Origin of the sequence: Cognatishimia sp. WU-CL00825 (assembly GCF_040364665.1) — a bacterium.
Classification (GTDB): Bacteria; Pseudomonadota; Alphaproteobacteria; order Rhodobacterales; family Rhodobacteraceae; genus Cognatishimia.
This window is the reverse complement of the sequence record NZ_BAABWX010000002.1, coordinates 116,785-139,079: the sequence shown is the minus strand read 5'-3', so window position 1 is coordinate 139,079 and position 22,295 is coordinate 116,785. Positions and strand designations below refer to the sequence as shown.

At 54.7% G+C, this 22,295-nt stretch carries 25 protein-coding genes; 9 read left to right on the top strand and 16 right to left on the bottom strand.

Annotation, left to right across the window (positions count from 1 at the left end):
• Positions 1–79 precede the first annotated feature (79 nt).
• From ABXG94_RS11360 to ABXG94_RS11340, 5 genes are all read right to left on the bottom strand, one after another.
• Positions 80–1,030 (bottom strand): OmpA family protein, encoded by a 951-nt coding sequence (locus tag ABXG94_RS11360; protein WP_353534272.1) that lies wholly within the window; start codon positions 1,028–1,030, stop codon positions 80–82.
• Positions 1,027–1,599 carry a peroxidase-related enzyme gene (locus ABXG94_RS11355; RefSeq protein ID WP_353534271.1) on the bottom strand — a complete coding sequence of 191 codons (573 nt, stop codon included), beginning with the start codon at positions 1,597–1,599 and terminating at the stop codon, positions 1,027–1,029. Before ABXG94_RS11355 ends, ABXG94_RS11360 begins: the two co-directional genes overlap by 4 nt.
• A gap of 3 nt (positions 1,600–1,602) precedes the next feature.
• Positions 1,603–2,328 (bottom strand): GNAT family N-acetyltransferase, encoded by a 726-nt coding sequence (locus ABXG94_RS11350; RefSeq protein WP_353534269.1) that lies wholly within the window; start codon positions 2,326–2,328, stop codon positions 1,603–1,605.
• Complete coding sequence (locus ABXG94_RS11345; protein WP_353534267.1) at positions 2,325–3,044, bottom strand: competence/damage-inducible protein A; 720 nt, start codon at positions 3,042–3,044, stop codon at positions 2,325–2,327. Before ABXG94_RS11345 ends, ABXG94_RS11350 begins: the two co-directional genes overlap by 4 nt.
• Positions 3,045–3,112: 68 nt before the next feature.
• Complete coding sequence (locus ABXG94_RS11340) at positions 3,113–3,649, bottom strand: TetR/AcrR family transcriptional regulator (protein WP_353534265.1); 537 nt, start codon at positions 3,647–3,649, stop codon at positions 3,113–3,115.
• A 98-nt stretch (positions 3,650–3,747) separates the two neighbouring features.
• On the opposite strand from ABXG94_RS11340, the gene ABXG94_RS11335 reads away from it, so the two are divergent.
• The 3 genes from ABXG94_RS11335 (at position 3,748) to map (ending at position 6,122) form a co-directional block, all read left to right on the top strand.
• Positions 3,748–4,503: an SDR family NAD(P)-dependent oxidoreductase gene (locus ABXG94_RS11335; protein WP_353534263.1), complete on the top strand. Its 756-nt coding sequence runs from the start codon at positions 3,748–3,750 to the stop codon at positions 4,501–4,503.
• 37 nt (positions 4,504–4,540) lie between these two features.
• Positions 4,541–5,245 carry a DNA/RNA nuclease SfsA gene (gene sfsA, locus ABXG94_RS11330; protein ID WP_353534261.1) on the top strand — a complete coding sequence of 235 codons (705 nt, stop codon included), beginning with the start codon at positions 4,541–4,543 and terminating at the stop codon, positions 5,243–5,245.
• Between the two features lie 70 nt (positions 5,246–5,315).
• A complete protein-coding gene (gene map, locus ABXG94_RS11325; RefSeq protein ID WP_353534259.1) occupies positions 5,316–6,122 on the top strand; it encodes a type I methionyl aminopeptidase in 807 nt (268 codons plus the stop codon).
• 41 nt (positions 6,123–6,163) lie between these two features.
• Here the strand turns inward: map and ABXG94_RS11320 are convergent, their stop codons facing one another.
• Positions 6,164–7,024 (bottom strand): DUF2189 domain-containing protein, encoded by an 861-nt coding sequence (locus tag ABXG94_RS11320; protein WP_353534258.1) that lies wholly within the window; start codon positions 7,022–7,024, stop codon positions 6,164–6,166.
• Positions 7,025–7,317: 293 nt separating this feature from the next.
• Here ABXG94_RS11320 and ABXG94_RS11315 point away from each other — a divergent pair, with 293 nt between their 5' ends.
• Positions 7,318–7,818, top strand: coding sequence for a hypothetical protein (locus ABXG94_RS11315; RefSeq protein WP_353534256.1), 501 nt, complete (start codon positions 7,318–7,320; stop codon positions 7,816–7,818).
• 5 nt (positions 7,819–7,823) lie between these two features.
• Here ABXG94_RS11315 and rsmD read toward each other — a convergent pair whose 3' ends face one another.
• Together rsmD and ABXG94_RS11305 are read right to left on the bottom strand one after the other, a co-directional pair.
• Positions 7,824–8,390, bottom strand: coding sequence for a 16S rRNA (guanine(966)-N(2))-methyltransferase RsmD (rsmD, locus tag ABXG94_RS11310; protein ID WP_353534254.1), 567 nt, complete (start codon positions 8,388–8,390; stop codon positions 7,824–7,826).
• A complete protein-coding gene (locus ABXG94_RS11305) occupies positions 8,387–9,595 on the bottom strand; it encodes an NAD(P)/FAD-dependent oxidoreductase (RefSeq protein ID WP_353534252.1) in 1,209 nt (402 codons plus the stop codon). The genes rsmD and ABXG94_RS11305 overlap by 4 nt, the downstream gene beginning before the upstream one ends.
• Positions 9,596–9,677: 82 nt before the next feature.
• On the opposite strand from ABXG94_RS11305, the gene ABXG94_RS11300 reads away from it, so the two are divergent.
• A complete protein-coding gene (locus ABXG94_RS11300; protein WP_353534251.1) occupies positions 9,678–10,166 on the top strand; it encodes a peroxiredoxin in 489 nt (162 codons plus the stop codon).
• A 57-nt stretch (positions 10,167–10,223) separates the two neighbouring features.
• Here the strand turns inward: ABXG94_RS11300 and ABXG94_RS11295 are convergent, their stop codons facing one another.
• The 6 genes from ABXG94_RS11295 to ABXG94_RS11270 all read right to left on the bottom strand — a co-directional run bounded on the left by ABXG94_RS11295 (position 10,224) and on the right by ABXG94_RS11270 (position 16,093).
• On the bottom strand, positions 10,224–10,517 hold the full coding sequence (locus tag ABXG94_RS11295; RefSeq protein ID WP_353534250.1) for a 4a-hydroxytetrahydrobiopterin dehydratase: 294 nt from the start codon (positions 10,515–10,517) through the stop codon (positions 10,224–10,226).
• Positions 10,514–11,701 carry a GNAT family N-acetyltransferase gene (locus ABXG94_RS11290; protein WP_353534249.1) on the bottom strand — a complete coding sequence of 396 codons (1,188 nt, stop codon included), beginning with the start codon at positions 11,699–11,701 and terminating at the stop codon, positions 10,514–10,516. The genes ABXG94_RS11295 and ABXG94_RS11290 overlap by 4 nt, the downstream gene beginning before the upstream one ends.
• A gap of 44 nt (positions 11,702–11,745) precedes the next feature.
• Positions 11,746–12,522 (bottom strand): glycerophosphodiester phosphodiesterase family protein, encoded by a 777-nt coding sequence (locus ABXG94_RS11285; protein WP_353534248.1) that lies wholly within the window; start codon positions 12,520–12,522, stop codon positions 11,746–11,748.
• A complete protein-coding gene (locus ABXG94_RS11280; protein WP_353534246.1) occupies positions 12,519–12,980 on the bottom strand; it encodes a RidA family protein in 462 nt (153 codons plus the stop codon). The genes ABXG94_RS11285 and ABXG94_RS11280 overlap by 4 nt, the downstream gene beginning before the upstream one ends.
• Positions 12,981–13,055: 75 nt before the next feature.
• Positions 13,056–14,360, bottom strand: coding sequence for an HlyD family type I secretion periplasmic adaptor subunit (locus tag ABXG94_RS11275; RefSeq protein WP_353534245.1), 1,305 nt, complete (start codon positions 14,358–14,360; stop codon positions 13,056–13,058).
• A complete protein-coding gene (locus ABXG94_RS11270) occupies positions 14,360–16,093 on the bottom strand; it encodes a type I secretion system permease/ATPase (protein ID WP_353534243.1) in 1,734 nt (577 codons plus the stop codon). The genes ABXG94_RS11275 and ABXG94_RS11270 overlap by 1 nt, the downstream gene beginning before the upstream one ends.
• A gap of 159 nt (positions 16,094–16,252) precedes the next feature.
• On the opposite strand from ABXG94_RS11270, the gene ABXG94_RS11265 reads away from it, so the two are divergent.
• Both ABXG94_RS11265 and ABXG94_RS11260 read left to right on the top strand, forming a co-directional pair.
• Entirely contained in the window at positions 16,253–17,029 is a 777-nt protein-coding gene (locus tag ABXG94_RS11265) for an MlaA family lipoprotein (protein WP_353534241.1), read from the top strand.
• 3 nt (positions 17,030–17,032) lie between these two features.
• Positions 17,033–17,617: an MlaC/ttg2D family ABC transporter substrate-binding protein gene (locus ABXG94_RS11260; RefSeq protein ID WP_353534239.1), complete on the top strand. Its 585-nt coding sequence runs from the start codon at positions 17,033–17,035 to the stop codon at positions 17,615–17,617.
• A gap of 101 nt (positions 17,618–17,718) precedes the next feature.
• Here the strand turns inward: ABXG94_RS11260 and ABXG94_RS11255 are convergent, their stop codons facing one another.
• Both ABXG94_RS11255 and ABXG94_RS11250 read right to left on the bottom strand, forming a co-directional pair.
• Positions 17,719–18,060, bottom strand: a complete 342-nt coding sequence (locus tag ABXG94_RS11255) for a DMT family transporter (protein WP_353534237.1) — start codon at positions 18,058–18,060, stop codon at positions 17,719–17,721.
• A gap of 58 nt (positions 18,061–18,118) precedes the next feature.
• On the bottom strand, positions 18,119–20,287 hold the full coding sequence (locus ABXG94_RS11250) for a transglycosylase domain-containing protein (protein ID WP_353534235.1): 2,169 nt from the start codon (positions 20,285–20,287) through the stop codon (positions 18,119–18,121).
• Between the two features lie 266 nt (positions 20,288–20,553).
• Between ABXG94_RS11250 and ABXG94_RS11245 the strand changes: the two genes are divergently transcribed.
• Positions 20,554–20,892, top strand: a complete 339-nt coding sequence (locus tag ABXG94_RS11245) for a P-II family nitrogen regulator (protein WP_353534233.1) — start codon at positions 20,554–20,556, stop codon at positions 20,890–20,892.
• A 26-nt stretch (positions 20,893–20,918) separates the two neighbouring features.
• Positions 20,919–22,256, top strand: coding sequence for an ammonium transporter AmtB (locus ABXG94_RS11240; protein WP_353534232.1), 1,338 nt, complete (start codon positions 20,919–20,921; stop codon positions 22,254–22,256).
• Positions 22,257–22,295 lie beyond the last annotated feature (39 nt).

Genomic DNA, 22,295 nt, shown 5'->3' with positions numbered 1-22,295 from the left:
CCACCCTTTTTTGAAATTCCCCCCGAGGCTATATAGCCTTCCTTCCCCGGCCAAGTGTCGGGGATTTTTTTGTCTGTTGCTATGGGGTTAGCAAGATGGCTTCGACCCGGCGATTGGCTTCGCGGCCTTCGGCACTTTGGTTTGTGGCGATGGGCGCAAGATAGCCAACACCCTGGGCATCCAATTGCTGTTCTGCCACCCCAAGCGCCTCTATCAGATGGCTGCGCACCGCAGCGGCGCGCTGTTTTGACAGCGCCATATTGTTGTCCAGCGCCCCAACTGTGTCGGTGTGACCCACCAAAGCGATGCGATACTCTGGGTTTTGTTGCAGAAAGTCTGCAATGGATTGCAACGACGCAAAGGGGCCGTCAGATAATTGGGCCGAGCCGGTCTGAAAGGCCAAATCACTCAGGATGACGTGGCCACCAAGGTCCAGCGCTTTGATCACTTCGCCGGGCAAGGCAGGATCTGGCTGCGCAACGGGCGATAGCTGCGCCCCAAGTCTGGGTTTGCCAAGTGCAAGGCTTTCCAGCTCTGGGCCGGGCTGCACTGCGATCAGCTGGGTCAGACCCTGGGTTTCCGTGCGGCTGACCAAAACGCTGATGGCTTCGGGGCCTGCATCTGTTTCCCGCAGGGCCGACATAAACCGATAGTCGATCAGGTCAACAAACATGTCCGGAGCAGGCAGCACTTCGATTTCAAAGCGAAAATCAAACCCGCCGCAGGTCGCCGCCTCACAATCCAGCAGCACCTCAAAGCCAGCGGTCTGAATTTGATTGCGCAGAGGGTCAATCAATTGCGCGGTGGTCAGCGCGTCGCCTTCGAGTTGCCAGACCTGACGCGAGACAAAACCGCTGATTTTGCGGGTCGAAAGAAACCCATCAAAATAAGGCCCGTCTGGAATGGAATAGGCCCCTGCTTCGGTCACCTTATCAACGCTTAGAACGCTGCCCTCGGGAAAGGCCAGTTCAAGCGCCGCAGCGGGAAGCGGGCACAGAAGAAACAAAGAAAAGAGCTTGGCTTTGGTCATCGAAATTGGGCGTGATACTCTGGATTGGGTTGCATCATGGTGGCGCTGGCCACGCGGTTAGACATATTGAAGAAACCAGTCACATTGGCAATGTCCCAAATATCACGATCGGTAAAGCCCGCATCTCGCAGCGATTGGCGGTCGGCCTCTCGGACCTGGGCGCTGGACTGAGTGACTTTAACCGAGAAGTCCAGCATTGCGCGCTGGCGCGCTGGCAGATCCGCAACATTGTAGTTCATCGCCAGCTTTTCGCCCAGACTTGGGTCGCCGGACAATTCGCGTACCGCCGCCCCATGGGCAACAAGGCAATAAAAACACTTGTTGATCGCGCTGACGACCACCGCGATCATTTCGCGTTCCAGCTTACTGAGGCCCGAATCCGCCAGCATGAGATCATTGTAAACCCCGGTGAAGGCGTTGAGTTTGTCGATGTCAAAGGCGTAGGCCTTTAACACATTTGGCACCAATCCCAATTTGTCTTGGCAGATATCAAAGTATTTTTGCACCTCTGGCGGCAGCGGATCGACCATGGGCAGGTTCAGGGCGGTGACGGGGGCGGATGCGGTCATGGGTTACTCCGGCTTGATGCGATAATGATATTGCCCAATCAGGTGCATACCAAGCGACAAATACAAGCCATTCGCTGCGTCATTTGCCTGGGTACATATCACAGAAAGCGTATGGCCGCCGTTGTCGAGTGTCCAATAGGCGGCGCGGCGCATGGCCCAGCGCGCCAAACCATTGCGCCGTTGTGAGGGTAGAATTTCAAGCGCGTGCAACATGGTGATACCATCTGACATAGCGGCAAAGGCAGTGCCCGCGGGCGCGTCGTTGAACCGGCTGAGAAACCCGGTTTTGGGGCTTGTGGCCCTGTGCATAACCTTGATACGGCCCGGACCGATACCACCGGCCTCCCAGATTTCTTCCATGATTTTCAAAGGTTCCCACGCAGGAATTGCGATTGTACGCGGCGGCAGTTCCGTTGCGATGTCGCTGGCGGGAGCTGCGTAAATATTGACTGGATCAATGATCTGATAGCCACGCTGCGCCAGTTGCGCGTCTAACGCCTCTTCGCCTGCGCGCACTTGAAACAGCGGCGTTTGCTTCAGCTGGCGCATGGCCTGTTCTGCACCGGCAACATCAGCCTGTGACAGATCGATTTCGAGTGTCGCAGCAGAGACGCGTTTTCCGCCGCCCTGCCCGTCGCGGATGGTAAAACCATGCGCCGAGCTGCCCGCTGCGGGGGGCCAAGTGGCTTCGGTGACTTGATAAAGCGTTTGGATACTCGGCAGCGTCATTGAAATTGCGCCCTTAGGGCATCTGCTGCCAAAGCGATCCGTGCGGCATCGGTCCCGCGCAGAACGATATTTGAGCCATATATGCCCCGCTCTTGAAAGGGATAAGAGCCAATGGACAGATCGGGATAGGAGTCGGAAAGCTCTGCAAGCGGGCCTGCCAGATCTCCTTCGCCTTTGAACAGTTTGACGGTCTGGGACACAAGCGGTGCGCCGTGGGTTAGACTGGGCAACAGGCTGGCGACCATGGTTTGAAACACCGAAGGTACGCCTGCCATCACATGCACATTGCCTAGAGAAAAGCCCGGCGCGATGGAGACTGGATTGTCAATCAGCGTCGCCCCGTCGGGGATACGTGCCATGCGCAGTCGCGCGGCATTCAACTCGCGCCCGGTGCTTGCATAATGTGCCGCCAACAGAGCGCGCGCATCATCGCGAATATCAATTGGTGTCTCAAAGGCCTGGGCGATACAATCGGCGGTGATGTCGTCATGGGTTGGCCCGATGCCGCCCGAGGTGAAGACATGATCAAACCCCGCCGACAACGCCTGAACCGCCGCAATTATGGCCGCAGGCTCGTCGCTGACCACACGCACTTCTTTAAGATCGATGCCCCGTTCTGTCAGTGCTTTGGCCAAATGGTTTGTATTGGCGTCCTGGGTGCGGCCAGACAGAATTTCATCGCCGATGACAAGCATGGCCGCGGTTGGATTGGGCATGGGGCTTTCCTTTTTGACAGTAAGATAACGCGCGGCGCTGCCTGAACAAGCGGAAAGCGGGTCAAGTCTCAGGTCAGATCGGCGGTCACGGAATCAAACAGGCTGTGATCGTCCATCGCACGCGCCAAGATCATCGCGCCTTCGGTGGTGGCGATCAATCGCGCAGCGGCTTGGTTTGACTGCGCGGCTGTGTGACCACCTGCAAGATAGACCGCCGCAAGCCAAGCAAGGTTGCGTTCAAAGAAAGCGCGGGTTTTGCGCGCCACAGGGCTGGGCAATTGCTCGATTTCTGCGCCAAACATGCCGCAAAGGCACATTAGCCCGTCAACCTTTAGCGCATGGGCGCAGGCATCAATATAACGGGTGACCATGGTTTTGACATCCGCATCTTCTGGCGCGCCTAAGGCCCCTAGAAACCGATCCGTGTAACGATCAGCCAACGCGGCCCCCAGATCCTCTTTGGTGGGGAAGTGATAATGCACTGAGGCTGATTTTATGCCTATTTCTGCGGCAATATCGCGGAAGCTGAACGCGTTGTAACCGCCTTGGCGCGCAACGCGTTCGGCGGTGTCGAGGATACGAGTGGCTGTTTCTGAATAAGACATGCGTTCACACCGAGTTGACTACCTATCTATAGATAGGGATTGACGATTGGATCTGCAAACGCCTACTGACTACCTATCAGTAGATAGGGAATCACTTCATGACTTTAAAAACCACTTATATCGTTGGCGGCTCTTCGGGCATGGGGCTGGAAACAGCCCAATCATTGTTGGCGCAGGGCGACCATGTGACCATCTTGGGATCATCCGCCGCTAAACTTGCCGCCGCCCGTGAAAGCTTGCAAGGCCAAGTCGAAACCCAGCAGGTCGATCTACAAAACGACACCTCTGTGGCCTCGTTGATCGTCCAGATTAACGCCCGTAGCGGCCATATCCACAAATTGGTCAACGCAGCCGGCGTGTTTGCGCCAAAACCATTCTTAGAACATGATGCGGCGGAATATGACCGCTATCACGCCTTGAACCGGTCGCTGTTTTTCATCACCCAAGCCGTGGCCGCGAATATGGTGAACCATGGTGGTGGCGCGATTGTCACGATCGGCTCTATGTGGGCCAAACAGGCGATCAAAGCGACGCCCAGCTCTGCCTATTCGATGGCCAAAGCCGGTCTGCACGCAATGACGCAGCATCTGGCCATGGAATTGGGGGATCACGGCATTCGGGTGAACGCTGTTTCACCGGCCATTGTGGTGACACCTATTTTTGGCTCATTCATTGATGCCGATAAGATCGAAGACACTTTGACCAGCAATTTTGACGCTTTTCATCCGGTTGGACGGGTTGGACGCCCGGCAGACATCGCAAAAACCGTTGTGCATTTATTGTCCGAGGACAGCGCCTGGGTCACGGGTGCGATATGGGATGTGGACGGCGGTGTGATGGCTGGCCGCAACTAGCACTTTGACAATGGCGGGGGCTGCGTTAGGCAGGGGCATGAAATTTTCACAGCCCCTGATCCCCGCCACATTATTGCGTCGTTACAAACGGTTTTTGGCAGATGCGCTGCTGGACGACGGCACCGAGGTCACCGCCCATTGCGCCAACCCCGGATCAATGATGGGGCTGAAGGATGACGGGTTGCGGATTTGGCTGGAGCCCAACGACGACCCCAAGAAAAAGCTAAAATATGGCTGGCGCCTTGTCGATCATCAGAATGGGCACATGACCGGCGTGGATACGTCGGTGCCAAACCGCGCCTTGCGTGCTGCCTTGATGGCGCATGAAGTACCAGAGCTTGCGGATTACGTAACGGTACGCCCCGAGGTGAAATACGGACAAAACAGCCGCATCGATTTTCTGCTGACCGATACCGACAAGCCTGACCTATATGTCGAGGTGAAAAGCGTAACGTTGCTGCGCACCCCAACCATGGCGGAATTCCCCGACAGCGTGACGACCCGCGGCACCAAACATTTGGCGGAACTAACCGAAATGGTGCGCCAAGGGCACCGCGCTTTGATGTTTTATTTGGTGCAACGCACCGACGCCGAATTTGTAACCCTTGCCGATGATATCGACCCGACTTATGCCACCGCTTTTGACCAAGCTGTCGATGCGGGCGTCGAAGTCATGGCCTATGATTGTCAGATATCCCCAGAAGAAATTTCACTGGGAAAGCCCTTGCCGTTCCGTCGCTGATGCGACCACTGGTTTCTTTGGCAAAAGCACCTTAAATAAGACGCAACATTGAATAAACGGAGCGATCCAAATGATTGGCAAAGCAAGCCAAACCCGGGACGGGATCAGACTTTATCAGGATGCCGATTTTGAGGGCATGCGCAAAGCTGGCGCGGTAACAGCGCGCATTCTTGATGAAATCGCTGAACATGTATTCCCCGGCCAGACCACGGCCGAAATTGACCGGATCATCACCGCAAAAGTCACCGAATATGGCACGACCTCGGCCACTATTGGCTATAAGGGTTATGAACACGCCAGCTGTATTTCGGTAAACCATGTGGTGTGCCACGGCATTCCAGGCGACAAAAAGCTGAAAGACGGCGATATTTTGAACATCGATGTGACGGTGATTTTAGATGGTTGGTTTGGCGATTCCAGCCGCATGTATGTGGCCGGAAAGCTGTCGCGCAAATCGGAACGATTGATTCAAGTGACCCACGATGCGCTGATGAAGGGCATCGAGGCGGTTAAACCGGGCAATACCTTTGGCGATATTGGCCATGCGATTCAGACCTATGCCGAAAGCCACCGCATGAGCATTGTGCGTGATTTTTGTGGCCATGGGTTGGGGCAGGTGTTTCACGCGCCGCCCAATGTTTTGCACTATGGGCGTCCGGGCACCGGGCCTACCCTTGAAGAAGGCATGTTCTTTACCATCGAGCCGATGGTCAATCTGGGGCGGCCTGAAACCAAGGTTTTGGCGGATGATTGGACAGCGGTTACGCGAGACAAATCGCTGTCGGCGCAATTTGAGCACTCGATTGGTGTGACGGGTTCTGGGTATGATATCTTTACCCTGTCGCCAACCGGGAAATTCCACCCCACCTATGCTTAATAATTTGGGGCGCTTGACCAAAGCGCCCCAGTTGCATTTGCCTAGCTAAAACGCACCGCGCGGCGATATAAATGCCAGGTCGCATGCCCGAGCCAGGGCAAGACCAATACCAACCCCAAGAACAGCGGCAGCGTTGCCAAAGCCAAGAGCACGGCGACGCAGATGCCCCAGCTGATGATCACCACAGGATTGGTGCGCGCGACGCTGACAGAGGTGACCACCGCAATGGGAAGGCCCACCGGGCGATCAATCAACATTGGAAAGCTGATGGCGGCAACGACCAGCACCACCGCAGCAAACACCGCGCCTATCGCCATGCCCATCGCAATCATTGACCACCCAGAAGATGTGGTGAGTACGGCGGTCACAAAGCTGGCAGTGCTTTCAGGCATCGCGGGGCCAAGCGTGACAGAATAGACCGCAAAGGCCGCCGCCATCCACAGCATGAACCAGACCAAAAGAAACATGCCCAGCACCATGACTGGTCCCACGACCCGACTGCGCAGGGCCTTGATGGCAGAGCCCCAACTGGCCTGACCTGTTTCTTCGTTTTGACGGCTGATTTCATACATGCCAATCGAGGCAACCGGCCCCAAAAGCGCAAACCCAGCCGCCAGAGGAAAGAGCATTGGCAACAGGGCCTGCTCGAAGGCCAAAAAGGCCAGAGCAAATCCGATCATCGGATAGACAATCACCAGCGCCAACACATCACTGCGAAAACGCATCACGTCTTTCCATCCCAATGCGAGGGCGGCGCGGATATCTGACATATGCAGAGTTTGTGCATGGGGAACTGCATCGGGCTGACTGCCCAGATGCGTGGCCACTTCGCTGGCAGTCTTTCCCGCACCCCCAAGAGCCTTTGCGCCCCAAGACAGTGGATTTCCAATCGTTTGAACCATGAGTGCCTCCTTGCTAAAAACGCAAGCCGCATCCTCGATATGCCTGTCCAGCCCGAAGGCATCTTTGTATTTGGACCAGAGTGTCATAGCGGGCCTGTGGCCAGCAACATGCGATCAGCTTAGCACAGATTGGGCGATTTTCGTTCAAATCGCATAAAACAGTTGTGACTGAGGCTGAAAGAAGCCCCGGTGAAGGGGGGTGCGCCACAGTTAAAAAACTCTCATTTTGCGCTGGACCAGGGCGTAAAATGCGCTTACATACGGCAGCGTATGTTTCTTATTCAGAGGCCATAATGCGCATGATCACGGCTGGGCCATTGCCCGCAAAAGCCTTTCTAAAAACCCTGGAGTCAGATCCGCAAAATTACGTCGACTGTTATGCGACTCGGATTGGCAAACCGGTGTCATTGGAAGAGCTTATTTCGGCGCTCTTCAACACCCTGCCCTTTCGCATCGAACGCCACATTTTGCGGGTGTTTGCACGGCAATCAACCGCGGATAAAGAAGTCGCAGATCTGGCAAAAGGCACGGCCAATCACTTTGCCATGTGGCAAGTTTTGCAGCGCAATGAAACACAGGTGCTGATGCGCGTCGGGCCGGGGCCGATACACACCTGGATGATGGTCAAAACAGATGGTGCCGGGACCGATTTGTTTTTTGGGTCGGCGGTGACCACGCGGCGCGGCAAGGATGGCAAAGCCAAAGGCAAGGGCGTGTTATTTTGGTCTTTGCATTGGTTTCACAAACTTTATTCGCGCGTTTTGCTGGGGTCTGCCCGGCGGCGACTGTTATAGCGGGCCTAAGACTGGTCGGCTGCTAGAAAAGTCACATGAGTGTCGCCGTATTTGCGTTGATCCAGCAGGGTGAACCCATCTGGGGCAATCTGCGGTGCGTTTTCTTCAAAAACCACCAAAGCCCCCGGCGCAATCCAGCCACCATTCTGGGCCGCCAACAAGGCTTTGGTGCCTAGGTTTTTACCATAGGGTGGATCAAGAAAAACAAGATCATAGGGCGCGTCTGTGTTGCGTGGCAGGCGCGTGGCGTCACGGGCGATGGTTGTGCACTGTGATTTCGCGCCGGTGATCTGGATGTTTTGCCGGATCAGGCTTTGCGATTTGCGCCCGTCATCGACCAGACAGACATGCGCCGCACCGCGCGACAGGGCTTCAAGGCCCAGCGCGCCCGTGCCCGCAAATAGATCAAGCACCCTGGCGTCGCTGATCGGGTCGCCAAACTTGCCGCCCATCAGGACATTGAACAGGCTTTCGCGCACCCGGTCCGTTGTCGGGCGCAGATGCGCGCCAGCATCACCTTTGCCCACAGATGCCAAAGCTTTTCCGCGAAAATCGCCAGCAATAATCCTCATGCTTTCAACAGAGCCTTCATATCGGTCTCAGGGTTGGTCAACGCCTCAGGATCTGGCGATTTACCTGCTTCGATCAAGCGTTTACCGACCATGTAATCACGTGGCGCATTCATGGCATCAACGGCCAGCAAATTGGTGCCTTTGTAGTACCAGAATGACGTTGACGCCGCGGTGCCTGCGCGGATCACCACCTGGTCATAGCCGGTGTTTAGGCCCGCGATCTGTAGTTTTACATCGTATTGATCTGACCAGAACCAAGGCTTGGCCACATAATCTTTGGCCGCACCAAGAAGGTTTTCGGCCACAACCTCGGCTTGGTCAATGGCATTTGGCACACTTTCCAGCCGGATGCGCTTGCCACGATACGGAAAAGACGCGCAATCACCGGCCGCCCAGATATGCGGTTTATTTGTGCGACCCTGTGCATCGGTCTTGATGCCATTATCCAAAACAACGCCCGCTTTCTCGGCCAATTTCGTTTCTGGGGTAATGCCCACGCCGACGATCACAAAGTCGGTTTCGAGCGCGGAACCGTCGGACAATTCGGCCCCGGTAACATGGGTGTCGCCGGTCAGACGAGACAAGCCAGTGCCCTCGCGGATCGTCACACCCTGTGCGCTGTGCAATGCGCGAAAATAATCCGAGGTTTCCGGCGCGGCCACCCGTTGCAGGATCCGCTCTGACATCTCGACCAATGTCACGTCCAAGCCTTTTTTCGTGGCAACCGCGGCGGCTTCTAGGCCGATATACCCCCCCCCGACGATCAACAAGCGTTTTCCGGGTTGAAAATAGGGGCTCATCGCGTCGACATCTGCCAGATCGCGTACTGTGAATACACCGTTGAGCGCGCCGCCAATTGATGCGGGCAGTCGCCGAGGCGCGGACCCGGTGGTCAGCACCAATTCGTCATAGGACAATGTCTCTTGGCCCAGCGCTACGGTTTGCGCGTCAGGATCAATCGCGGAAACAGCCGTTCCAAGGCGCAGGGTGATATTTTGTTCGGCATAAAAATTTTCTGGCCGCAGATAAAGCCGCTCGAGGTCCATTTCCCCCAGAAGGTATTTCTTGGACAACGGTGGGCGCTGGTAAGGTGGCGCGGTTTCGGCCCCGATCAGCGTGATGTCACCGTCAAATCCACTGTTGCGCAGCTTAACGACCAATGAAGACCCGGCTTGACCCGCGCCGATAACAAGAATGTGGCTCATAGCTGCTCCGTTTAACATTGCCGAATTGTTTGCAGACCCTATATCTTTGGTCAGTCATAATACAATCACGGAGACGCGCGTAATGACAATTTCTATTGGGGCATCCCTTCCAGAGGCAACGTTATCTAAAATGGGCGCTGAAGGCCCGGAAACCGTATCGTTGTCCAGCCTGACCAGTGGCCGCAAGGTTGTGCTGTTTGGCTTGCCCGGGGCCTTCACCGGCACATGCTCTACTGCGCATGTGCCCAGCTTTATGCGCTCTGCCGAGGCGCTGAAGGCAAAGGGTGTTGATGACATTATTTGTGTGGCGGTTAACGACCCATTTGTAATGGCGGCATGGGAAAAAGACACAGGGGCCGGCGCGGCCGGGATCACAATGTTGGCGGACGCCAGCAGCGAGTTGACCAAAGCCATTGGCATGGATTTCAGTGTACCGCCAATTGGATTTCAGGACCGATCTAAGCGCTATGCGTTGTTGGCAGAGGACGGCAAAGTCAAGGTTTTGAACCTGGATGAAGAGGCAGGCGTTTGCAACCTGTCATCGGGTGAAACAATGTTGGAAGCTGTCTAATTCTGACTTAGGCGAAAGTCGCGTGGCGGGCTGGATTTCCAGCCCGTTTTCTGCGGCCTAGGCCAAGCTGTCCATTTTGCGGGCCAATTTGACATCTAATGCAGAGAGTCCGTCCACATCGTGGGTCGTCAAAACCACATCTATACGATTGTAAACATTAAACCATTCTGGGTGGTGGTTCCATTTTTCGGCCCACAGTGCCACCCGTGTCATCCAGCCGAAGGCCTCGACAAATGACGAAAATTTATAGGATTTCTTAAGCGCATCGCGTTCCGTCATCATGACCCAACCCGTGTCATAAAGCGGGCCCAATATGGCATCTCTGGCGGCATCGCTGAGTTTCTCGGTCATTCGTGATCCTCCTGCTTATCGGTGCGAAAAGGTCCGTAAGAGGTCAGGATCTCGATCTCTTCCGCAACGGCTTCGCGTTCGGCCACCAAATACTGCGCCACGGCGTCCGAAAACCCCTGATCCGCCATCCAATGCAACGAATGAGTTGTGACTGGCAAATAGCCCCGCGCAAGCTTGTGTTCGCCCTGCGCTCCGGCCTCGACCCGCAGCAAACCATGGTTGATGGCCCACTCTATGGCCTGATAATAGCATATTTCGAAATGCAGGCAGGGGTGATCTTGTAAACAGCCCCAGTAGCGGCCGTAAAGCGTGTCGCGGCCAATCACATTCAGCGCCCCGGCAACGGGCGATCCATCATCTTCGGCCATGATCAACAAGATGTCGTCGCGCAGCTGGTCATGCGCGATCTCAAAGAAAGCACGCGTCAGATAGGGCGTGCCCCATTTGCGACTGCCCGTGTCCTGATAAAACGCCCAGATGGCATCCCAGTGATGCGGTTGAATTTGATCCCCGGAATAGGTGCGAATTTGGCCACCAAAACCCTGCGCACGGGCGCGTTCTTTACGAATGTTCTTGCGTTTGCGCGCGCTGAGGCTGGCTAGAAATCCCGCAAAATCCGGGTAGGTGTCATTGAGCCAGTGAAATTGCTGCCCCGTGCGGTGCAACAGGCCCATGGTTTGGCCGATTTTGACCTCGGCAGAGGTGCAAAATGTGGTGTGAAACGAACTGAGCTGGTTCTTCTGGGCGATCTGTATGGCCCCCTGCAATAGGGCGGCTTGACCAATGTCTTCGTGGCCGGGTTTGGTCAGAAACCGCCGGCCGCTGACCGGTGTAAAGGGCACTGCCAACTGTAATTTTGGGTAGTAGCGCCCACCCGCGTTTTCATAGGCATGCGCCCAATTGTGATCAAACACATATTCGCCTTGGCTATGCCCTTTGGCATAGAGCGGTGCCGCAGCAATCATATCACCGGCGGCATGTGCGGTCACGTATTGCGGTTGCCATCCAGTGCCCGGCCCGACTGAACCACTGTCTTCCAGAGCGGCCAGAAAGCGATGGGAGGTAAAGGGATCATTGGCGCGCCCACCATCGCGACATTCAGGGGCGGCGCAGGCATCCCAATCTGCGGCCTGCAGTGTGGAAAGTGACTCATGTATTTGAATTTCAATGGCGGTTTCGGTCATGTGGTTCCCCTGCCCCGCCATATTTGGTGCTGTGTGGCCGTCAATCAAGCAGGATGCACCGGCAATTTCGGCAAATACTGTTCAAACGTAATGTTTTGCGCGATTTTACGAGCCTCTGCCTCAATTTCAGCTGAGGTCACGGTCCAACACAGGATATCGGCACCATTGGATTTGAGCTCCGCCACCCTCTCGCGGCTTAGATCCTGAACTTGGTGGCTGATGAAACTTGCCTGTACGCGCTCGTAATCTGGGATGTTGCGCAGATGATCACAGGTTTTTGGCGCAACTGAAGACCAATCCGTATGCGCGAATGCACCGGTCACGAGGCCACGTGTCACTTGCGGGCACAGCGCGGCCATTTTGGCGACGGAATGTGGATTAAATGACATCACCGCAACTGGCCCCTGGTAGGCTTCAAGCAGCATCGCAGTGGCGGTTTCAAGCGGCCCGATATTGCGGCCAAGGTGCCCGTCTTGATCCTTGAGTTCGATCAACAGCGGCACTTGTCCGGCCACAAGGTCCAGAATCTCTTGCAGGTTTGGAATGCCTTCATCTGTGCCAATCAGAGAAATCTCTGCCAGCTCGGCGGCGCTGCGGTTTGCCACCAGCCCATCGGCCCGCGCAAGGCGAGACAGGTCATAATCGTGAAACACCATCGCCTGCGCGTCTTTTGACATTTGCAGATCGATTTCGATGCCATAGCCGGCCTGTATTGCCGCGCGGATCGCCGCGCGGCTGTTTTCGGGACGCCCACCAGCCACATCGTGTAAGGCACGGTGGGCCAAAGGTATCTTTAGAAAACTTGGGTCAAGCGGGGTCATTTAATTTGGAAGATCCCGTCGATTTCCACGGCAACTCCAAACGGCAGCGACGCCGCTGACACTGCAGAGCGCGCGTGACGCCCCGCGTCTCCCAATGCTTCGGCCAAGAAATCAGATGCCCCATTGACCACTTTGGGCTGTTCGGTGAAATCTGCAGTGGAATTCACAAATGCGGTGAGCTTCACCACACGCACCAAACGGTCTAGGTCACCACCACATGCGGCTTTGACCTGCGCCAATAGTGCGATGGCACAGGTTTGCGCCGCTGCGGCACCGGCCTCGACATCGATATCGGTGCCAAGTTTGCCGGTGATCAGCCCATCAGGGCCTGACGCAATTTGTCCGGACACATGCAGCATGTCGCCCGCCAAAACATAGGGCACATAGTTTGCCGCAGGTGCTGGGGCATCGGGCAATGTGACGCCCATTTCCGCAAGCTTTGCTTCGAATCCGCTCATAACTATCCTCCTTTAAGATGTTGCCCGCAAGCTAAGCGCCGCGGGCAACAATGAGAAGTCAAAAGAACGCCAATTCTAACTTTCGCGGAAGGCCTTGGTGAGGTAATCGGTGAAGGGTTTCACCAGATAGGCCAAAGGCGTGCGGTCGTCGGTTTTCAGGAAGGATTCCACCGGCATGCCGGGGATCAAAACCAGATTGTCTGGAAGCTTTTCCAGCTCTCCGTCATTCATCAGGACTTCGGCGCGATAATAACTAAGGCCTGTGCCTTCTTCGACAAAAATATCAGCGGAAACCTGACTGATCTTACCAAACAATTCTGGGGTTTTGCGCTGATCAAAGGTCGAGAATCTGAGTGTAACATCCTGGCCAACATGAACCTGCTCGATGTGTATCGGTGCAACCTGGGCTGCGATGACCAAGGGACGATCTTGGGGCACCAAATAAAGCAGCGGTTCAGCCGCGCGTATAACGGATTTTTCGGCATAAACCGTCATGCCATAAACAATTCCCGATACAGGTGCGCGGATATCCAATCGATCCAATTGGGAGCGCAGCGCATTGCGTTGTTCTAGAATTTCCAGCTCTCTGAATTGAATGTCACGCAAGTCTTCGATGGCTTCTTCACGACGTATGGTTTCATTTTTCAGAATCTGGAGGTCAATTTCAGTCATGCGTCCCAAGGCTTGCGCGCGTGAGGCTTCCATTTCACCGATGCGGCCTAAAAGCCGTGCTTCTTCACGTTGCAAAGTCAGCACTTTGCCAGCCTGAGCCAAACCTCGTTCCAGCAAGGATTTCTGTCCTTCCAGCTCTTCACCAAGCAACTGAAGCTGACGTTCCAGCGCGGCTTTCTGCGCTTCTACGCCGCGTACCTGATCACCGATTTGTGTTTTGCGCTTACCAAGCTGTTCCTCTTCGCGCGACACAGAGTTTTGACGTGCATGAAACAACCGCGTTTGCCCGGTCATCAAATCCTGAATATCAGCATTGCTTTGGGCCACCTGCAAAAGCTCTGCCGGGAATGAAATGCTTGTCAGATTGTCGCGTTCTGCTTCTAGTCGGCCGCGACGTGCCATGAATTCAAAAAGCTGACCTTCGAGGATTGTAATGTCAGAGATGATGATGGTTTCATCCAAACTGACAAGCACGTCACCCGCGGCCACAGTGTCACCTTCGTCAACGTGGATCTTGGCAACGATGCCCCCATCCAAATGCTGAACAACTTGCCGATTGCGGTCAACTTCGATTCGGCCAGAGGCAATAATCGCACCAGAAATCTGGGTGAATGCCGCCCAACTGCCAAACCCGCCCACCAGGGCAAGCAACGCCAGAAAGCCCAACACCAAAAACGTACGTGGAGAGATCGATTTTTGCTGAGCCATTACTGAACGCCTCCAGCGGTTTGAGACTTGTTAATTTCATTGTGGTTCACAACCACTTTTTTCAGCACTTCGTCACGTGGGCCAAAGGCTTTCACGCTGCCGTTTTCCAGCATCAAGAGCAAATCACATTCGCGAATGGCCGCGGGGCGGTGCGCCATAATAATCACCGACTTCTGCGCCGCTTTCATATGGCGAATGGCCTTATTAAGGGCCTCGGCCCCCATATTATCCAGGTTAGAGTTGGGTTCATCCAGCACCAGCAATACCGGATCGGAATACAAAGCGCGCGCAAGGCCAATCCGTTGGATCTGCCCACCTGACAAGCGACCCGTGGTGGCAGAAACAGGTGTTTCATAGCCATCAGGCAGCTTTAAGATCATATCATGAGCATCCGCCTTGCGGGCCGCCTGTACGATCTTTGCAGCATCTGGATTTGGCGACAAACGCGCAATGTTTTCAGCAATGGTGCCTTCAAACAACTGCACCCGTTGCGGTAAATAGCCAATATAGTTGCCCAAATCAGAGGGCTCGTATTGTTCCAAAGCAGCGCTGTCCAACCGCACTTTGCCGCCTGCCGGCTGCCATGAACCAGTGATCGCGCGCGCCAATGTTGACTTACCAGCGCCTGACGGGCCGATGACGCCCAGGGCCTGACCTGGCTTGATTGAAAAGTTCACCATGCGCAGAGATGCGGTGGATTGGCCGGGCGGGATGATGGTCATGGATTGCACATCCAGCTTGGCGCGTGGCACCGGCAGCTTGGTGCGCGGCGGATCTTTGGGCGCAGCAGTAAGCAGATGCGCCAGGTTCCACCACCCACGCTGGGCGCGTTGGATCATCGACCATTGGCCGATTGCCATCTCGATGGGTGCCAAGGCCCGACCAAGCAGGATAGAGCCAGCGATCATTGCACCGGGCGACAGGTGGCCCAAAAGCGAAAGATAAGCCCCAAGACCCAGCATCGCGGATTGTAAGAACAAACGGAATGTTTTTGTGAGCGAGCCAAAGCCACTGCCAACATCCGTGGCGGCAAGCTGTTCGTGCATAGATTTGCCACGCGCCACTTGCCAGCGTTCAAAGGCATTGCCCTGCATACCAAGGCTTTGCACCATTTCCGACTCAGAGCGCAGTTGTTCACCAAGAATAGATGCGCGATGGGTGCTCATGTTGGCCTGAGTCAACGGGCCACTGGAAAAGCTTTGGTTCATGAATGACATCAGAACCAAAATCAAGCCGCCGGAAATCGCCAAATAGCCCAGCCAAGGGTGGAAAATGCTGATGCCGATCAAAAAGACCGGCGTCCAAGGCAAATCAAAAAATGCATTGGGTGCCGGTGAAGAAATGAACCGCTGGATGGCTTCAAGATCCGCCATGCCGGTCTGGGCATATTCATCATTGCCTTTGGAGGAACGGGCGACAACCGCGTCAAAAACCCGTTTGTCCAAGCGAGACTGAAACCGGGCCCCAATGCGCGACAACACACGCGATCGCGTGAAATCAAGAATTCCCATAACCCCGTATAAAAAGGCCACCAAAAGGGTAAGCGCTATTAAGGTTTCAACAGATCGGCTGCTAAGCACCCGGTCATAGACCTGCAACATATAAAGCGGGCCAGTCAGCATCAGCAGGTTTGCAAATGCGCTGAAAATAGCCACGGCCCAGTAAAGTGCCCGGCTTTCACGGCGTGCGGCGCGTAATTCCGCCAGTCCTGTACGTACTTGATCGTTATTCATATTCATTTTGCCAAGATATTTCTTTGCTACACCCAAAGGAATGGGCAATTTTTGGCCTGTTACTCATCTGCCACATCGCTTTATGAAATCAAAGCTGGGTGTGTTTATTTCGAACCTGTAAACTAAATGAAACCTGCCTGATTCAGATTGAGACAACCTGTGACTTCGTTAACCCGATTTTTGCCGCGCCGCCATGGCCGGACTGCTATATTGTTGCTTGGCCTTAGCATGATTGCCGCCTGCGCGGCAAATGATAGAACCGTGTCTTCAGCAGAGATTTATGACCCAAATGAAACAACCAATCGCAAAATACACGCGTTAAACTTAAAAATTGATAAGGTTGTATTTCGCCCAGTGTCCAATGGCTATGGTGAAATTGTGCATGAAGATGCGCGTTTGATGGTTTCAAATTTTGCCGATCACCTGTCTTTGCCAGCAGATATCGTGAATAACGTGCTGCAAGGCGACCTAAAAGGGGCCGGTGCCAACAGTTTTCGACTGGTGTTTAACACGTTATTTGGCTTTGGAGGCATCGTTGATCCATCAGAAGCCATCCATATGCCCCGCCGCGAAACCGATTTTGGTGAAACATTTCATGTCTGGGGTGCTGGCGAGGGGGCCTATGTAGAGCTACCGCTTTTGGGGCCTTCAAATACGCGCGACGCCGTTGGCACAGTTCTGGATTTCACCCTAGACCCGGTGTCTGCATTGCTGCCTAGCCCAGAAAAGTTTGTTGGAACTGCCGCAAATGTTGCCGATCGCATGGGGGATCGCTATGAATTGCGTACAACAATTGACTCTATTTTATACGAAAGCGCCGATAGTTACGCGCAGGCACGGATTCTTTACTTGCAAAACCGTCGCCATGAGCTTGGTGTAGACAGCGAAGACGCCTATCTGGACCCCTATGATGATCCCTATGCGGAGTTTGAATAAGCAATGAAACGTCGTGGTTTTTTAGCTGCATTGGCAGCAACAACTTTGGTGCCAATGCAGGCTTTGGCTTTGACAAGCGGTCAGGCCGAGGTTTTGGTGGGCAAACTGGTGGGCGACATCAACAATGTCATCGCGTCCGGCAAATCCCTTTCTGGCATGACCAAAGACTTTGAACGGATTTTCAAGCGGTATGGTGATGTGCGCATTATCGCACGTTCGGCATTGGGCGCGGACGCCCGCCGCATGAGCGGTGCACAAGAGCGCGCCTATATCAGTGCGTTCACCGGTTACATTTCGCGCAAATATGGCAAGCGGTTTAACGAGTTTGTGGGCGGGCGCATTCAAGTGAATGGCGCACGTAAGGTCAAAAGCTTTTATGAGGTGCAGGGCACTGCGCATCTGAAGGGTGAGTCACCTTTTGAGCTGAATTTTCTGGTGTCTGACAGGTCCGGAAAAAATCTGTTTTTTGATATGGTCATCGAGGGCATCAGCTTGCGCCTGACCGAGAAAAGCGAAATCGGGGCCATGTTGGATAAACGGCGCGGCAATATCGATGCTTTGATCACGGATCTAAAGCGCGCAGGCTAGGCGCAAACGCACCATGACATAAGCAAGCAAAACCAGACCTCCGGGTCTGGTTTTTTGTTTTCAACACTTAGATAATTGGTAGACCGATGCAGACCTTGGATTTAGTGGCCAATCGACTTTGAAAAGAAGTTCACTATGATCACGCCGGTGATAATGAACCCCAGCCCTACAATCGCGGCCAGATCCAAACTTTGCTGAAACCATATCCACGCCACACCTGCAATCAGCACGATGCCCAAACCTGACCAGATTGCATAGACAATGCCAGTTGGCATCACCCTTAGTGGAAAAGACAAAAGGTAGAAAGCCAGCGCATAACCTCCGATGGTGATCACCGTGGGCAGCAGACGCGTGAAACTTTCGGAACGCGCCAAGGCGGTGGTGGCCACAACTTCGGCAAGCACGGCGGCTGCGAGCAACAGATAAGTGGTTGACGGTGTCATGGCTGAAATCCAAATCTAAGAGAGGGCTGCGCAGGCAGTTGGGGGCGGTGGCACAAGCCTAATTCACCCCTAAAAGGCCCTTGAGCAACTGTTCCAAAACATTTTCACGGTTATTTGGCTGCGCTTCGGGCAAAGGTGTGGGTTTCTGTTTGGGCACAAAATCCGGCAGGGGTCGTGGGGTCATGCCTTCGGTGACCCGGCTCATGACCTGGTGCCAGATTTCAGCTGGCAAGCCGCCGCCGGTGACACCGCTGAGCGGCGTGTTGTCATCATAACCCATCCAAACGCCGACCACATAATCCGCCGTAAATCCAATAAACCAAGCGTCTTTGGCCGCCGAGGTGGTTCCGGTTTTGCCCGCCACTTCCCAACCGGGCAGTTTGGCGCGCCCACCGGTGCCTTCGGACACTACTTTTTGCATCATATAAACCAGTTCACGTGCGGCCCCGTCGCTGATCACCCTTTCGCCGATGCCCCCGCCAGAGCCCATCAGTGGCTCTGAGTCGCCCTGAAGGCGCAATTGGATCAGACCATAAGGCGTGACCGAGGACCCGCCATTCAGGATGCCCGCATAGGCCCCTGTCATTTCCAACAGCGAAGATTCAGACGCCCCAAGCGCCAAAGCTGGCGTGTCTTTGAGGTCGCTGGCGATGCCAAAATCACCCGCGACTTTGCGCACATTATCGCGCCCAACCGCTTCAGAAATTTTTACCGCAGGCACATTCAACGAGTTTTGCAGCGCCCATTCCAAAGACACATTGCCATAATGCTTGTTGGTATAATTGCGCGGGCACCATTCGCCAGAGCCGGGGATATTCAAACAATAAGGCGCATCCAGCACGGTATCGATGTGCGAATAGCCAAGCTCCAGAGCGGTGGCATAGACAAAGGGCTTAAAGGCTGATCCGGTTTGGCGTTTGGCCTGCACCGCGCGGTTGAAGGCACCGGACACTTTGGTTTTGCGCCCCCCAACCATGGCGCGCACGGCCCCGTCTGCGGACATCACCACAATTGCGGCCTCGGCCTTGGAGCCTTCGCGCACCTTGTTTTCAAACACCCATTTCAGCCCCTCTTCGGTGGCCACTTGGATGCGCTGATCAAGCGTGGTGCTGATAATCACATCTTCGGTGGTGTTTTTGGTAAAGAACTCCGGGCCCGTCGACATGACCCAATCGGCAAAATAGCCGCCGGATTTGGCCTGGGCGGCCTCAGATAAGGTGGCCGGGTTTTGTTGCCATTTGGCCGTGTCGGCATCTGACAAGAAATCTTGGTCATTCATCAGCCGCAGCACAGTTGCCGCACGGTCTTGGGACCGTTTCAGATTACTGGTGGGTGACAATGTGCTGGGAGCGGTCAAAAGCCCGGCAATCATTGCGCCTTCGGCCGGGTTCAGCTGGCCAGCGTTTTTGCCAAAATAGCGTTGTGCGGCAGCTTCGGCCCCATAGGCTCCGCCGCCCATATAGGCACGGTTCAGATAGATCGAAAGAATTTCATCTTTGGAATACTTTGCCTCCATCGCCATGGCATAGATGGCTTCTTTGATTTTGCGCGCCATAGAGCCACGACGGCAATCAGCGACATAGGCGGCTTCGGAGTCCCATTGGTCTTTGTCAAAAGCCACCCCAAGACACAGCAACTTGGCGGTTTGTTGTGTGATTGTAGAGCCACCATGGCCAGACAGCGGGCCACGGCCCTCGCGCAGGTTGATACGCACCGCCGAGGCTACACCGCGTGGGCTGACGCCAAAGTGCTTGAAGAAGCGCTTGTCTTCGGTGGCGATGACCGCGTTTTTGAGGTGTTTTGAGGTGGTTTCGGCGGTGACTGCGCCGCCAAATTGATCGCCGCGCCAGGCAAACACATCGTTTTCGCGGTCAAGCAAGGTGACAGAGCCGCGGGCGCGGCCATCGAGCAGTTCATCGACGTTGGGCAATTGCAGGTAGGTATAGCCGACCGCCAGGGCGATGATCAGGAGAATGACCGTGGATACACGCCAGGTGATCGTCCAAATCAGGCGAAGGATCCAGCGGAAGATGCCCGTGAAAAAACCGATGATGCCGCCGCGCTTTGCGGCAGACTTACGCCGAGCCGCACCCCGCACCCGTTTCTTGGCCGCCGGTTTGGCTTTGGGTTTGGTGGGTTTGGTCTTGGATTTCGTTGGGCGCGCTTTGCGCCCTGCATAGCGCTTGTCGGCCACCAAAGTGGGTTTTTTCTTTTTGGAATCACTCATGCCACATTCTGCCCGACATTTTGGTCTTTGCATCGTTTTACCCGAGCCAAAAGCAAATGTAGAGCTGATCTTACAAGTCTATGCTTTTGCGTTTCGCCTATTTTTTAATCAATGTGCTTCATTTGTGCAAAAATTGTGCGTTCTACCGCAATCACTGGGTGAAAATCAGGCGGTTTTGCTTCGATCTGCCCGTCTGAAAGGTTTTTCTGCCCCTGCACAGTCGTCACAGACCTGACGACGATACGGCATTCGAAAAGGGGATCAGGGTGAAACTGATTATTGCAACGATCAAACCGTTTAAGCTTGAGGAGGTCCGCGAGGCGCTGACCGAGATCGGCGTACGCGGGCTAATGGTCACCGAAATCAAAGGTTTTGGCGCTCAGTCAGGCCATACAGAAATATATCGCGGTGCCGAATACACCGTGAACTTTGTGCCAAAGATCAAGCTGGAGTTGGTGGTTGCCGCTTCGATGGTGGATCAGGTGGTTGAAACCATCAGCACAACTGCACGTACCGGCAAAATTGGTGACGGCAAGATCTTTGTTCTGGACGTGGCGCAAGCTGTACGTGTTCGGACCGGCGAAACGAATGAGGACGCGCTGTAAAGCGTGTCGGAAAAGGGACTTATATAATGAAACTCGCAAGCAAGATTGGTTTGGCCACCGCAATGGTCGCTTTGCCGTCGCTGGCCTTGGCCCAAGATGGTCCGGTGGCTGGCGTGAATGCCTCGACCGATACGGTCTTTATTTTGAACTCGTTGCTGTTCCTGGTTGGCGGCTTTTTGGTTTTCTGGATGGCCGCTGGTTTCGCCATGCTGGAAGCCGGCCTGGTGCGCAGCAAAAACGTCACAATGCAGCTGACAAAGAACATCGCTTTGTTCTCGCTGGCAGCGATCTTTTACTATCTGATTGGCTATAACCTGATGTACCCATTGGGCACTTGGTCTGTCGATGGCGTGCTGTCTGGCGTTTGGGGCACTGCGGCGCTTGAAGCTGTGGGTGTGACTGCAGAAGCGGCAGATGACTATTCTTATGCTTCGACCGGCTCTGACTTCTTCTTCCAGCTGATGTTCTGTGCCACCACAGCCTCTATCGTTTCCGGTACTTTGGCAGAACGCATCAAACTGTGGCCTTTCCTGATTTTCACAATCGTTCTGACCGCTGTGATCTATCCGTTGCAAGCGTCTTGGAAATGGGGCGGTGGCTTCTTGGACCAAGCAGGCTTCCTTGATTTCGCGGGTTCCACTGTTGTGCACTCTGTGGGTGGCTGGGCCGCTTTGACAGGCGCGTTGATCCTTGGACCACGTATCGGCAAATACAACAAAGAAGGCCGCACAATCCCAATTCCAGGCTCTAACCTGACATTGGCGACATTGGGTACATTCATCCTGTGGCTGGGTTGGTTTGGCTTTAACGGTGGCTCGCAGCTGGCCATGGGCACTGTTGGCGACGTGGGCGACGTATCGCGCATCTTTGCTAACACAAACACAGCTGCTGCTGGTGGTGCAATCGCCGCGCTGTTGCTGACACAGTTCATGTACAAAAAGCCTGACCTTACCATGATCTTGAACGGTGCCCTGGCGGGTCTGGTCTCTATCACTGCCGAGCCTTTGACACCAACATTGGGTTCAGCCACTTTGATCGGTGCTGTTGGCGGTGTGATCGTGGTCTTTGCGGTTCCATTCCTAGACAAGTTGAAGATCGATGACGTTGTGGGTGCAATCCCGGTTCACCTGATTGCCGGCATCTGGGGCACAATCGCGGTTGTGTTTACAAACAGCGACGCGTCCTTGGGCACACAGCTTTATTCCATCGTAGTTGTTGGCCTGTTCACTGTGGTCACCTCTGGCGCAGTCTGGTTCATCCTGAAAGCCACTATGGGCATCCGGGTTGGCGAAGAAGACGAGATCAACGGTCTGGATATGGCAGAGCTGGGTATGGAAGCTTACCCTGAGTTCTCTAAAGGCTAAGGCCTGACCGACATCAGAAGACGAAGGCCCGGGGCAATG